A 14250-nucleotide genomic window follows, 5' to 3' on the forward strand; every position below is an offset into this window, starting at 1 on the left:
TGAGTCTTAGGCGATGTCAGCGTCGGAACGCTCGTCGCGAGACAGGTTGATGCCCAGCGATGGACTATCCATGTCGTCATCGTCAGAGCCAGACAGCTCCATCGGGGTGCCGTCGGTGGAGAGGACCTCCACGTTCAGACACAGCGACTGCAGCTCCTTGAGGAGGACCTTGAAGGACTCCGGGATGCCTGGATCCGGGATGTTGTCGCCCTTCACGATTGCCTCGTAGACCTTGACACGGCCGACGACGTCGTCGGACTTGATGGTCAGGAGCTCCTGCAGGGTGTAGGCAGCGCCGTATGCCTGCATTGCCCACACCTCCATCTCACCGAAGCGCTGGCCACCGAACTGTGCCTTACCGCCCAGCGGCTGCTGGGTAATCATGGAATAAGGACCAGTGGAGCGAGCGTGAATCTTCTCGTCAACCAGGTGGTGCAGCTTAAGCATGTACATGTAGCCGACGGAAACCGGGTACTTGTACGGCTCACCAGAGCGGCCGTCGAAAAGCTGTGCCTTACCGTGCTCGTCAACCATGACGTCGCCGTCGCGGTTCGGGCGAGAGGATGCCAGCAGGCGACCAATCTCTTCGTTGGAAGCACCGTCGAACACTGGGGTTGCGGTCAGGGAACCAGCCGGGACGTCGTAAAGCTCTTCCGGCAGGGTCTTGAGCAACTCAGCGTTCTTTGGATCATCAACGTCGACCTTCCAGCCGGCGTGTGCCAGCCAGCCGAGGTGCACCTCGAGAACCTGGCCGATGTTCATACGACGCGGAACACCGTGGGTGTTCAGGATGACGTCAACTGGGGTGCCGTCAGCCATAAATGGCATGTCCTCTGGAGGCAGGATCTTGCCCACGACGCCCTTGTTACCGTGGCGGCCAGCGAGCTTGTCGCCGTCCTGGATCTTGCGCTTCTGAGCGACGTAAACGCGGATCATCTCGTTGACGCCCGGTGCCAGATCGTCGTCGTCTTCGCGAGAGAAGCGCGCAACGCCGATGACCTTGCCGTTCTCACCGTGAGGAACCTTCATGGAGGTATCGCGAACCTCGCGAGCCTTCTCACCGAAGATGGCGCGCAGCAAGCGCTCCTCCGGGGTCAGTTCGGTCTCACCCTTCGGGGTGACCTTACCGACGAGGATGTCGCCTGCGCGAACGTCAGCACCGATGCGAACGATGCCTCGCTCATCCAGGTCGCGCAGAACATCGTCAGAGACGTTCGGGATCTCGCGGGTAATTTCCTCGGGGCCCAGCTTGGTATCGCGGGCATCGATCTCATGTTCCTCGATGTGGATGGAGGTCAAGATATCCTCTTCCACGATGCGCTGGTTCAGGATGATTGCATCCTCATAGTTGTGGCCCTCCCACGGCATAAACGCAACCAGCAGGTTGCGGCCGAGGGACATCTCACCGTTGTGGGTACCTGGGCCGTCAGCCAGAACCTGGCCGGCCTCGACGTGCTGACCAAGCTCAACAAGCGGGGTCTGGTTGTAGTTGGTGCCCTGGTTGGTGCGCTCGAACTTACGCAGCATGTAGGTGTCGCGCTGGCCCTCGTCATCCATGATGGTGATGAGGTCAGCGGTGACATTTTCTACAACACCAGCCTTCGGGGTGATGATGAGGTCGCCGGCGTCGTAAGCCGCGCGCTGCTCCATACCGGTACCAACAAAAGGTGCCTCGGAACGAACCAGCGGCACAGCCTGGCGCTGCATGTTCGCACCCATCAGCGCACGGTTAGCATCGTCGTGCTCCAAGAACGGAATCATGGCGGTTGCCACGGAAACCATCTGGCGCGGGGAAACGTCAACGTAATCGACGCCGGAAGCGTCGGTAACTCCGATGTCGCCGTCCTTCAAACGGACCTCGATACGCTCGCCGATGATGGTGCCATCAGCATCTTTCTCGAGCTCAGCCTGGGCAATAGCGAACTTGTCTTCCTCATCCGCGGTGAGGTACTCGACCTGGTCGGTGACCTTGCCGTCAACAACCTTGCGGTACGGGGTCTCGATGAAGCCAAAGGCGTTCACGCGAGCGTAGGAAGCCAGGGAGCCGATCAGACCAATGTTCGGACCCTCAGGAGTCTCAATCGGGCACATACGGCCGTAGTGAGAAGCGTGAACGTCTCGGACCTCAATGCCGGCGCGCTCACGGGACAGACCGCCTGGGCCCAGTGCGGACAGGCGGCGCTTGTGGGTCAGACCAGACAGGGAGTTGTTGTGGTCCATGAACTGGGACAGCTGCGAGGTACCAAAGAACTCGCGAATGGCGGCAGAAACCGGACGCACGTTAATCAGCGAGGTCGGGGTGATGGACTCAGCATCCTGGGTGGTCATGCGCTCACGCACAACGCGCTCCATACGGGACAGACCAACGCGGATCTGGTTCTGGATGAGCTCGCCCACGGTACGCAGACGACGGTTACCGAAGTGGTCGATATCGTCAGTGTGGATCGCGATGGTCTCACCGTTAGGTGCGATCATCTCGCGCTCGCCAACGTGGAGGCGAACCAGGTACTCGAGGGTGACAGCGATGTCTTCTTCGGTGAGGGTCATGAGACCGTCGTGGTCGCCGCCCAGACCCAGCTTGCGATTGACCTTGTAGCGGCCCACCTTTGCGAGGTCGTAGCGCTTTGCGCGGAAGAAGGAGTTGTCCAGCAGGGACTGAGCGAGCTCGCGGGTCGGCTGCTCGCCTGGGCGCTGCTTGCGGTAGATCTCCAGCAGAGCCTCGTCGGTGTTTGCAACGCCGTCGGACTCGAGGGTGGACATCATGAGCTCTGAGAAGCCGAAGCGATCCTTGATCTGCTGCTCGGACCAACCAAGGGCCTTGAGCAGAACGGTCACCGGCTGGCGGCGCTTACGGTCAATTCGGACGCCGACGGTGTCGCGCTTGTCGACGTCGAATTCCAGCCATGCACCGCGGGAAGGAATGACCTTCACGGAGTGCAGCGGACGCTCGGTGGACTTATCGATGGTCTGATCGAAGTAGACGCCCGGGGAGCGAACCAGCTGGGAAACGACAACACGCTCGGTGCCGTTGACGATGAACGTACCCTTTTCGGTCATCATCGGGAAGTCGCCGATGAAGACGGTCTGAGACTTAATCTCCTGGGTGTCGTTGTTGATAAACTCTGCGGTCACGTACAGCGGCGCGGAGTAGTTAATGTCCTTTTCCTTGCACTCGTCGACGGTGTTCTTCACCGGCTCGAAGCGAGGCTCCGACAGGGACAGGGACATATTGCCCGAGTAGTCCTGAATCGGAGAGAGTTCCTCAAGGATGTCCTCAAGGCCGCTGGTGACGCGAGCCTCTGGACCGCGCTCGGCTTGCTCACGTTCACGCCACTCAGGCGTGCCGATCAGCCATGCGAAGGAATCGAGTTGTAGATCAAGGAGGCCCGGGACAGCGATCGGCTCGCTGATTTTGGCGAACGAGTATCGCTTCGGGGCTCCAGGGATATTGGCCACTGACTTGGTCTGGCGGGAGACTGCCAAGATGGGTCCTTCCAGCACCTCACGCGGATTGCCTCCTCGCCCTGGCCGACGAGGTGCAAAACCGCTGGTAATTTTAGCATTCGGTCTGCTGTGGAATTTCTGGGTTCAGAAAGCACAAAATCACCTTGTCAAGTCGGTTTTGCCATCACCTACTTGAAAGGCTAAATGTGCACTGAAGATCCAGATTCCAGCGCAACGATATAGCTTATATGAAAACTCTCACCATGTAAAGGCTGAATTTTGCGTGTCGTTACCCGCGGCGACGCGAGAAAGCACCCAGCGATCCAATCAGACCGATCAGTACCAAGAGCGCTCCAAGGCCCAAGGTGCCCCAGCGGACAGCATTACCAACTGCCGGCTTCGGGAACTTTGCGGCCTCCGCTAGGAATGCTGAGCGATCCTCTTCGGAAGTCTTGCCCTCGAACATGAACTGGGTCTCGCGGCCCCTACCAGTGCGGTCGCCCCAATAGTCATCGATGGCCACGTCCATTCCTACCACCAAGCCGGTCGCTTGATCCACGTAAAAGTCGCGTGTCGCCTTGTGAAACAGGTAGCCCTGCTCAGTGGAGTCGTCCTCGTTGCGGAAAATGGTCGTGGTCTGCCCTGGGTACAGAGTTGCGAGATTAGTTGGCTCTACCTCTTGGTGAAAGCGATACACAGTACGGCCGTCGATGTCCATCCCCTCTTCAAAGACGGTGTCGACCGCCTTGCGCAAGTACGGGTCGAAGACTGGGTAGGTCGTCTGCTCAGTCGAGGCTGGGAACTTCATCCAGTAGCCGTCCACCGTTACCTTCGCCGTGGGGCTGCCGAGGGTGTGCGTAAGGGTGGCGTCGTCAAGCGCCTGCCCGCTTAAGCGATCCATGGGGTAGCTCCACACCCGGGCCATGCTCAAGTCTGCGAGCTCGCCGCTGTCCCCGCGCATGGCGGACTCGCCGATGCGTACGGTGACCTGCTCACCGTCTGAAGGGTCCTGCATTTCCATGTTGAGCTGATAGGTCATGGGCCCTTCGTAGGCGCTGGTCCCCTCTCCGGTGACCACTTGCGACTTGGCGGAGTCATCGGTGAGCGTCCACGTGGTCTTCTCGAGGTCCAGCGGCAGGCGCGGTTCGAAGTCGAGGAACCTCGATGCCGCGAGTCCGGCGGCGATCAACGCAACGCCGAGGCCGAGCAACAGGACGGAAAAGATACGGGATTTGGGCAGCATGGTGGCTTATTCTACAGGTCGTGGTCGCCTGCTTTGGAATTCGCGCGCGGGTCTGGATGTCTAAAGTGCACAGCCTCCTAAAACGGGAACAACCCCGCCTCCCAAAAAGGGAAACGGGGTCGTAGCAAGCTAAATTACTTGAGCTCGACGGAAGCGCCAGCCTCTTCGAGCTTAGCCTTTGCAGCCTCAGCGTCGTCCTTGGAAGCGCCCTCGAGGATAGCCTTAGGTGCACCCTCAACGAGCTCCTTAGCTTCCTTCAGGCCCAGGCCGGAAACGATCTCGCGAACAGCCTTGATGACGCCGATCTTCTTTGCGCCAGCGTCGGTCAGAACGACGTCGAACTCGGTCTTCTCTTCCTCAGCAGCGCCACCAGCAGCCGGTGCGCCTGCAGCTGCAACTGCAACCGGAGCAGCAGCCTCAACGTCGAAGACCTCTTCGAATTCCTTAACGAACTCGGAGAGCTCGATGAGGGTCATTTCCTTGAAAGCTTCAATGAGCTCGTCCTTGGTGAGCTTAGCCATGATGGCCATCCTTTCTTTTGGGCCAGTTTCTGACCCAGATTGTGGTGTTTTAATTTGTGCGCCTTATGCGGCGACTTTAAGCTTCGGCAGCCTTCTTGTCCTGCAGGGCCGCAGCAGTGCGGACCATCTTGGTTGCAGGAGCGTTGAATACGGCCGCAGCCTTTGCCATAGAACCCTTCATAGCGCCAGCCAGCTTTGCGAGAGTGGTCTCGCGGTTGTCCAGCTCGGCAATGGCAGCAACCTGCTCTGCGGACAGAGCGTTGCCATCCATGTAGCCGCCCTTGACGACGAATGCCTTGTTGTCATCAGCGAACTTCTTGATGACCTTAGCGGCATCCACTGCCTCGCCCTTGATGAACGCAATAGCGGTCGGGCCAGTCAGCTTGTCGTCAAGACCTTCGATGCCAGCCTCGTTAGCGGCGATCTTGAAGAGGGTGTTCTTGGCGACGGAGTACTCAACGTCAAAGCCGAGGTTGTTACGCAGCTCCTGGAGCTGGGAAACGGTCAGGCCGCGGTACTCGGTCAGCACGATGGACTCAGCGCCAGCGAGCTTCTCCTTGAGCTCCGCGAGATCTGCGGTGTTCTTCGGGTTTGCCATGTTCTACTTCGCCTCCTTTCGAAACATCTCTGTAAATTTCCGTCGAGACATCTTCAATAAAAAATGCCCCGTGCAAGAGCACAGGGCGCGCGGCATAAGAAAATGCCGCGATTAATCGCAAAGTGTCTCCTGCGTGGGCCGCCCCATTGAGTTGGGAACCTTCGATCCGTTTCCGGATGACCGACGGTCTTCGGTGAAACCTGGTCAGGCACATGGCCTGTTCAAACTTCGCAGGCAAGCTTACAAGCGCCCTGCTTAAAAACCAAATCGCTGGCTTTGCCATAAGCTTTCCACTATGACCACTCTGCATTGGTTCCGCGACGATCTCCGTCTTCACGACAACCCTGCCCTTACGTGGGCAGCTTCCCGCGGCGAGGTTATCGCCTGCGTTCTAGACGAACCTACCTACCCGGGTAGCCGCCCGTCGGGCAGTGCCACCAGCTGGTGGCGTGAACGCTCCCTTTCTTGCCTCGCAGAAGAGCTCGCCTCCTATAACGTTCCTTTATACAGGCTAAACGGCGACGCCCGTACGACAATCCCTGCCTTCGCTAAGTCTCAGAACGTTTCCGCCGTGTGCTGGAACCGGCGTTATCATCTGTCGACAATCGACGCCGTCTTAAAAGAATCCCTCCACTCGCAAGGCCTCGAGATTCACTCTTTTGCAGCGCATACCCTGGTGGAGCCACAAGCCGTTAAGCCTTATAAGGTCTACAGCGCCTTCGCACGCGCTGCACGGGCCGTATTGCAAAACACTTTGCAACCGGCACTCGAAGTCCCAGACCTCCACGGCCCCGGTGCCGTCGCATGGGAGGAAGCGTCGGCTCCCGCATGGGCGGCGTCTTTAGCCAAGCACTGGACACCCGGCGAAAAAGCTGCGCGCAAAACACTAGCGGAGCTCGATCTCTCTGACTACGACAAAGGCCGCGACTTCCCCGCACGCCCAGCCACCTCGCGGCTTTCACCCCACTTGCGTTGGGGCGAGGTTTCCGCACGAGAAGTCTGGCAATTTGCAAGTGCGCTGCCGACAGACGCCTCAAGCTTTCACTCTGAGCTGCTCTGGCGCGACTTCGCCTGGCATCGCCTCTACCACGTCCCCGACCTCGCAACAGAGCCTGTGCGGGAGAAGTTCCGCAACTTCGATTGGTACTGGGACGACGGCGGAATCGACACCTCCGGAAAAGACCCGCGCCCGCATCCCCTGCCGGAGCTACAAGCCTGGCGCACGGGCGAAACGGGCATCCCGCTTGTCGACGCCGGCATGCGCGAGCTCTGGCAGACCGGCTACATGCACAACCGCGTGCGCATGGTCGTTGGCTCGTTCCTGACGAAGAACCTCGGCATCCACTGGCGTCACGGCGAGGAGTGGTTTTGGGACACGCTAGTCGACGCCGATCCCGCCTCCAACCCCTTCAACTGGCAATGGGTTGCCGGCTGCGGTGACGACGCCTCGCCCTTCTTCCGCATCTTCAACCCGCAGCTGCAGGCCAGCAAGTTCGACCCCGACGGCACCTACATGCGCCAGTGGGCACCGCCGCTTAGCCCGCCGCCCATCGTGGACCTCAAGCAGTCGCGACAAGCCGCCTTGGACGCCTACCAGGAAATCCGGTAGACAGGACTACCTCCCCGGCCCGCTCCGTTCCCCCGCTTCGCCTCACCCCACTCGCTCCACTCGCCCACTCGCCTCACTCGCCCGCCTCTCTTCCGCGTGGTCACTTTCTTCGGGTCCCTCACAGATGGTCCGTTTGGGCACTAAAGAGACCATTTGAAGCGGTTTTCGGGGCTGAAAACGTCAAAAAACACCTTCCTTATTGGAGCCGAGGAAAGAGACCATCTGCGTGAGGGCTGGACCCGGCGGGTGCTGGAACGGGCGGGGCTAGTCTGGGCAGTGGGGTGGATGGCGCACCTCGTCGCTAGCCCAGCTTGCAAGACAGAATCTAGCGGTCGTGGAAAACCTGACATGGTTGGGTGATTGTATGGGTTCACAGTGGGATCCAGAGTCTGTGGTGGTGGCGCGGTTTTGCGCATTGGTGAGGGCCGGAAGCTCGGTACGTTCTGCTGCCCAGTCGGTTGAGCTGCCGTTGTGGTTGGCTTATCGGCTCGCTCATGAACTACAGCTTCCTATGCGACGGTCGAGGCGAGTTACCTCGGCTGAATGCGAGGACATTGCACGACTGTGGCGTGATGGTGAAGCGTCCTGGGTTTAGTTCCTACCTCAGCTAAGGAAGGATTGAACTATGCCTAGAAAGTATTCCGTCGAGTTCAAGGAGAAGGCGGTCCATCAGATCATCGAAATGGTCCGCCTGGAGTCCTGCTCACTGCAACGCGCCTACACGGAGGTCGGTAAGCTGCTTGGAGTATCTCACCACACATTGCGGGCTTGGTACCGTGACAGCGCTTCAGTACGTGATGACTCCGACGCGTCAGGCGGCGAAACAATGGAAGAAGAGATCAAGCGTCTGCGCCGCGAAAACCGTGAGCTGAAGCGAGCAAACGGGATTCTTAAGACTGCTTCGGCTTTTTTCGCAGCGGAACTCGACCGACCCACGACCAAATGATCTCCTACATCGACACGTATAAAGATCAGTTTGGGGACCGGGCCCATCTGCCGAGTCCTTAAACAAGCAGATCGTGGATTCATTACTTCACGCGGCTACCGCAAGGCGACCACTCGTGTTCCCAGCGCAAGGGCCTTAAGCGATAGCCTGCTCATCCCAGAGATACAGCGTGTGCATGAGCAGAATTTCTCGGTCTACGGCATCCGCAAAATGTGGTACGCGATGAACCGTGAAGGCTTTCATATTGGTCGCGATAAGACTGCACGACTGATGAAACTCGCAGGCGTTTCTGGCCGCCGACGTGGGCGAACCCCAGTGACAACGATTAGCCCGAAGGCACCGGATCATCGCCCGGACCTTGTGCGCCGAAACTTCCGTGCGCAGGCACCAGGCAGGCTTTGGGTTGCCGACATTACCTACGTTCGCACCCTGTCAGGATTCGCCTATACCGCGTTTGTCGTGGATGTCTTCAGCCGAAAAATTGTTGGTGTTGCTACACGCTCGACGATGTGTACCGATGCGCTGCCCATGGAGGCATTGGAACATGCGTTAACGACTGCAGGACGAATCCATGGAAACCAGTTAATTCACCATAGCGATCGGGGCAGCCAGTACGTGTCACTGAAGTATTCCGCTGCGCTAGCGGAATCCGGAATCCGTCCGAGTGTGGGAACAGTCGGCGATTCTTACGACAATGCACTAGCCGAAACAGTCAACGGGCTCTACAAAGCTGAACTCATTCACACCCAAGGCCCGTGGACCTCGGTCGGAGAAGTCGAACTGGCCACCTTGCGGTGGGTGCATTGGTGGAACACCAAGCGGCTTCATGAAGCTTTGGCCTACGCCACCCCACAGGAAGTAGAAACCGAGTACTATCTCACCCAGCCCATCAACACAGGGCCGTAAAAGAAGCGGAACCAAACCCAGGACGCTTCAAGTTGAGCACTTCAGGTACATCGATACCGGTATCGAGCATGTCCACGCTCACCGCGACATCGAGCCCACTCGCAGGGTCTTTAAACCGATCGATGAGTCCCTCGGCGTCCTTGACTCCATGCGTAATGACTTCACAGCGCGTTCCTGCCGCTGGAGGCAAAAGCGTCCTGAAGACTTCGGCGATAAGCTCCGCGTGACGCTGCGTACGCGCAAAGATAATCGTCTTACCCAGGCGATCAGCTCCGCCAACCTTGATTCCACGCTCAATGACCTGAGCGAGAACCTGTCGGATGGTGTCGAGGTTATAGAGCACCCGGTTCATCTCCGCCGACGTGATCTCACCTGGCGCCTCCAGAGGATCTCCTGACTCGTCTGAGCCCCAATCCTTCATATCCCATTCAAGCTGTTCTTCCGAGCTGAGCTCCGAATACTTCACGCCTTGCCGCATGAACAAGCTGTCACCCCGGAATAACTTCGGCGCCACAAGGTAGCCATCTTCGATGGCTTTATCCAAGCCGTAGTACCCGGTCGGCGCACCTGGCTCACACCCGAAAAAGCGGTACGTATTGTGTTCCACGTTTGAACGTGGCGTGGCGGTAAGGCCCACAACCGCGGCATCGAAGTATTCGAAGAGACGCCGGTAGCGCTGATAAATCGATCGGTGTGCCTCGTCTACCACGATGAGATCGAAGTCAAAAGAACCGAAACGCTCGGTGGGCCCAACCATGTCAATCATGGTGTTGTAGGTGCTCACGTACACCTGACCCGTCGCCTCTTTGTTGGCAAGCAGATTCACAGGATTGGAGCCCGGCAAATGCTCCACAAATGCCGAATGCGCCTGGCGTACCAACGCCTTGCGGTCAGCCAGGAAGAGCACATTGCGCACCCAACCGGCCTCCATAAGCATCTTCACCAACGAGATGGATACACGCGTTTTTCCGGTACCCGTGGCCATAACAAGCAGAGCCCTGCGATGCCCCGCCGCGAAGCGCTCGCTCACGGCTCGCAGCATTTGCTGTTGGTACGGCCGCGCCGCAATGTCGGATAGCTCCGTTGTCTCCAGAGGCTGACGCTTACCGCGCCGCCGAATGAGCTCCTCCATGGCGGCCGCTGTGGGGTATTCCTCTACCTGCCGCGCTTCGTAACAGTAACCACCGGGCAGTTCCGCGTCCCGGTCCCAGAAACGCACGTCATGCCCATTCGTATAGAAAACCAGCGGGACTCGACCGAATTTGCGACCCAACGCCTCGGCATAGTCCTCAGCTTGAACGCGCCCATCGTTGATGCTGCGTTCCGTCTTCTTCGCCTCGATAATAGCCAGGGGTTGACCATCTGTGCCCCACGCAACGTAGTCAATGTAAAGGTCTTCAATCGGGTACTCGACAGTAAGGTTCCCGCCCGCCACACTGAAACCAGCATCTGCGAGCATCGGATCGATGATGTCACGACGGGTATCCGCTTCGCTACGCGCGAGCGGCGGGAGGTCAACCGCGCTAGCTTCCTCAGATGCCCGAACAGCTTCTTGCTGCTCTAGATAGCGTTCGCGCAGCTCAGCTTCCAAGTGCTTGACACGCTCTCGCGCCTCACGTGCTTCTCGTAACGCATCATCTGCAGTCTCTTGCGCAGCGGCCTTCTCACGCGCCTGCTCGGCTAACTCTCTTTCTAACGCCAGCTGAGCAGCTTCTGCTTCAGAGAGCTGCAACCGGAAGCCATCCGACTCTGCCGCCAGGCGATCCAGTTCTCGCTGTAACGCGAGCAGTTGCTGCCGCGACTGTGCCGCCTGCTTGGGTGCTGCGCGCAAAATTGCAACGTCAAAAGGAGCGACGGGCGGCAGGGGCTTCGTACTAAACCTTTTTGCTACCCGCACAAGCACATCGAAGAGATGTCGGACAATACGTTCCGCTTGTTCCGGTGGAACGGGCTTGGAGTCATGCGCAGAGGCGTTACCTGCCTTGCGGATGACATGCATCTTTTCAGCAGATCATCTGGGAACTGACTCGCAAAATCCGGATGGACCATGGCATCGATGACGCGGTCCGTGTTGGGAATACCGAGGACCGTAGCCACGTGCCCCACCACCGATTCAAGCACGAAGCGCGCTTGGAACAGGGAACCGCGCGGATTAGTGAGTGCACTTCGCTCCACCAATCGGCAGTCGTTAAGCAGGTTCGGCCACACCACGCCGACGAAGCCAAAGTTGCTGGATTGGGGTGTTCCACCACTCATCGTCGCCATGACGCTGGAGTTCCTCTCTACTAGTTCCGCATCTCATACTGCTTAGTTACAACTATTATGGTGTTTTTCCAGCGCAACGAAAGCAATTTCACCATCTAACTCGATTTACAAAGGTACTGAATTCGTACTGGATTTTCTAGCACAAGATTTCAGTCACATTTCAATCATATTTCAGTACGATTTCCGATCGAACTCGGGTACACTGCTCCCCATGAGCATCATCGACATCCCAGAACTCATTGCGCTCCTCCGCGATACGCAAAACGATACGTGGAATGTCGAGGCCAAAGAAGCCTCTCACCAGATGCCTGAATCAATTGACGAGACTCTCTGTGCCTTCGCCAATATGCCGGATGGCGGCACGCTCATCCTCGGGGTCGCTGAAAATGACGGCGCATTTGATGTCACCGGAGTCTGGGATCCGAAGGCTGCGCAGTCCGCCCTTGCTTCAAAGGCCCGCGAGCGAATCACGCCGCCCCTGCAACTCGGCGCAGTCGAGGCGACCATCGTGGAGGGGAAACCCGTCGTTGCTGCCATTGTTCCTCCCCAGCCCTCAGAGCATCGTCCCTTCCGAGTTGGTAGGTTTGGCAAAGCCTACATTCGTTCCGGCGACGGTGACTACTACTTGTCACCTCAGGAAGAGCTCTTTTTGGTCGGTGAGCGGCAGCAACCACATGCGGATCGCACACCAGTCGAAGGGGCCACGGTTCAACATGATTTGGTAGACGACCTGCTCCAGCAATACCTCAGCGCGAAGAAGCGCGACTCTCGCCGACTACGCGACCTCGATGAGCACACGCTCCACATCCGCACCAACGTTATTGACCCAGACACTGGTTTCGTCACGACTGCTGCACTCTACGCCTTCGGCGAGCAGCCGCAGCAGTTTCTATCCAACCTCGTAGTCAAAGCTCGCGCCATCAATCCTCAGCTCGACACCGCTCAACGGCTCGCCGATCGTCGCGAATTCACGGGACCCGTACCGGACCTCCTTGACTCGGCAATGGAATGGGTCTCTGCGCAGCTACGCGTCGGAGTGACCTTCCGCGATGGCAACGGGATCGATGTACCTGAGCTCCCTCCGGTCGCCATTCGCGAGATCATCGCCAATGCCCTGGTTCACCGCGATCTTTCTGCTGCTAGTTACGGCATGTATACGCAGCTCATCAAGCAGCCCACCAAGCTCATTGTGGAAAGTCCTGGCGGATTGTGGGGCATCACCAAAAATCAACTCGGTTACACCTCCCCTCGCGCCCGTAACGCGATCCTCTATTCCATGTGCGCCTCCCTCACGACGAGCAATGGATACCGCGTTATCGAGGCTCAAGCTACTGGCATTCCTGCAGCTCGGGCCGCCCTTGCGGACGCTTTCCTTCCCGCCCCGCACTTCGATGATCAGATTACGAAGTTCACCGCTATCCTCACGTCTTCGTCGCTCCTCAGCGATACCGACCTCCGTTGGCTTGGGCAACTCCCCGGCACCGATGCCCTCTCCGTGGCTCAAAAGCACGCGCTCATCGCTATGCGTCACGGCGAAGAAATCACCAATAGCATCTATCGAAGCGCCTTCCCCATGGACTCCGTTAATGCCCGTGCCGAACTCCAGCAGCTGGTGCAATACGGGCTTGCCGATGCCACCGGTTCCGGCCGAGGCACCACCTACCGGGCCCCATCCGATGATGACCACACCCCAACCGAAACCGTAGCCGCCAATACCGCTCAGACTGCAGAAACTTCCTTGGCCGACCATGCCAAACGCAGCGCATACCTGTCCGCAGCCGAGAAGGACGAGAGAATCTTAGCAGCGTTACGTGCCGCCGAGCACGGGCTCACTCGCAAAGAACTGGTACAGACAACGGGGCTCAGTCGTGGGCAGCTAAATCCGCGATTGACAGCCTTGAACGAAAACAAAACAATCCAAAGTATTCCAGACGAATCTGATGCCCGCGTTCAGAAATACTTTTTAAATATAGAATATTCCTAACATCGCCGCCGAAATTAATCGGTAGTTCCTCATTCTTCAGCACACAGCGGATCCGCCAAAAAATTCTGTCTTAAGGACACATCACCACTCACCAATTCACCGATCCACTAGGAAGCACTAAAATACCTTTGCTCAAGACTCTTGCCTAAGAGAGCTAGCGCATCATTCCTTTTTTCAAGAAGAGTTAGGATGCGAGTCGCTTCATTCATCTGCGCAACAAATCGTTGACGAATCTCAACAGCTGGCCAGGGTATACGAAAATCGCGAACCAACGAAAGATTCAAGTTGTCTTGGTTTCCGCCTCTTCCCAAAGAACGTAATTGCTCATACGAATTGCGCAATACGTAGAACAGAAAATCGGCATCCACCGCATCTTCGATGCAGATAGCTGCACAAGCTTGGTTCGTTGCCGCTGGCTCAGCTAGCCGGCCCACTTTTCCCCTCGTTCATCCTTGCCCATACATTGCAACGAGCACGGTTCTCTCTGGGAATACTTTGCAATTACTTTCTTTAATCGCTTTTTCCGCGATTTTCTCTTCAGTGTTAAGGATCCACCCACCGTCAACCTCACGAGTCTTGACCCAAGGAATTTCTCCTTGATAATAGGACGGAACTTTTCTAGATGGAGTGGCTCCCGTGCTGACGACTGCTACGTCGCCTACCGCGCTTGTATCATTTTCACCGCACTTAGTTTGCAAATCCAAAAACAAACTATGGCATAACGACTGAACCAA

8 protein-coding genes and 2 pseudogenes are annotated in these 14250 nt (G+C 57.7%); 3 read left to right on the forward strand and 7 right to left on the reverse strand.

The features are described from left to right. Positions 1-6 precede the first annotated feature (6 nt). The 4 genes from CHU71_RS11285 to rplJ all read right to left on the reverse strand — a co-directional run bounded on the left by CHU71_RS11285 (position 7) and on the right by rplJ (position 5806). Complete coding sequence (locus CHU71_RS11285; RefSeq protein WP_147761100.1) at positions 7-3501, reverse strand: DNA-directed RNA polymerase subunit beta; 3495 nt, start codon at positions 3499-3501, stop codon at positions 7-9. Between the two features lie 232 nt (positions 3502-3733). Then, a complete protein-coding gene (locus CHU71_RS11290; RefSeq protein WP_147761101.1) occupies positions 3734-4687 on the reverse strand; it encodes a DUF3068 domain-containing protein in 954 nt (317 codons plus the stop codon). Positions 4688-4821: 134 nt separating this feature from the next. Beyond that, complete coding sequence (rplL, locus tag CHU71_RS11295) at positions 4822-5208, reverse strand: 50S ribosomal protein L7/L12 (RefSeq protein ID WP_034656606.1); 387 nt, start codon at positions 5206-5208, stop codon at positions 4822-4824. Between the two features lie 76 nt (positions 5209-5284). Beyond that, positions 5285-5806, reverse strand: coding sequence for a 50S ribosomal protein L10 (rplJ, locus tag CHU71_RS11300; protein ID WP_049151616.1), 522 nt, complete (start codon positions 5804-5806; stop codon positions 5285-5287). Positions 5807-6101: 295 nt separating this feature from the next. Between rplJ and CHU71_RS11305 the strand changes: the two genes are divergently transcribed. Next, a complete protein-coding gene (locus CHU71_RS11305; protein ID WP_147761102.1) occupies positions 6102-7415 on the forward strand; it encodes a deoxyribodipyrimidine photo-lyase in 1314 nt (437 codons plus the stop codon). A gap of 625 nt (positions 7416-8040) precedes the next feature. Further along, positions 8041-9267 (forward strand): annotated as a pseudogene (locus tag CHU71_RS11310) (IS3 family transposase). Here CHU71_RS11310 and CHU71_RS11315 read toward each other — a convergent pair. Both CHU71_RS11315 and CHU71_RS12885 read right to left on the reverse strand, forming a co-directional pair. Then, positions 9251-11098 carry a DEAD/DEAH box helicase family protein gene (locus CHU71_RS11315; protein WP_187272077.1) on the reverse strand — a complete coding sequence of 616 codons (1848 nt, stop codon included), beginning with the start codon at positions 11096-11098 and terminating at the stop codon, positions 9251-9253. The pseudogene CHU71_RS11310 and the gene CHU71_RS11315 sit on opposite strands and share 17 nt — an antisense overlap. 56 nt (positions 11099-11154) lie before the next feature. Beyond that, positions 11155-11532: a hypothetical protein gene (locus CHU71_RS12885; RefSeq protein WP_005527681.1), complete on the reverse strand. Its 378-nt coding sequence runs from the start codon at positions 11530-11532 to the stop codon at positions 11155-11157. A 211-nt stretch (positions 11533-11743) separates the two neighbouring features. Here CHU71_RS12885 and CHU71_RS11320 point away from each other — a divergent pair, with 211 nt between their 5' ends. Further along, positions 11744-13516 carry an RNA-binding domain-containing protein gene (locus tag CHU71_RS11320; protein WP_147761104.1) on the forward strand — a complete coding sequence of 591 codons (1773 nt, stop codon included), beginning with the start codon at positions 11744-11746 and terminating at the stop codon, positions 13514-13516. A 107-nt stretch (positions 13517-13623) separates the two neighbouring features. Here CHU71_RS11320 and CHU71_RS13105 read toward each other — a convergent pair. Continuing rightward, positions 13624-14250, reverse strand: a pseudogene (locus tag CHU71_RS13105) (restriction endonuclease subunit S).

Source organism: Corynebacterium sp. LK14 (genome assembly GCF_008042215.1).
Lineage (GTDB): Bacteria > Actinomycetota > Actinomycetes > Mycobacteriales > Mycobacteriaceae > Corynebacterium > Corynebacterium striatum.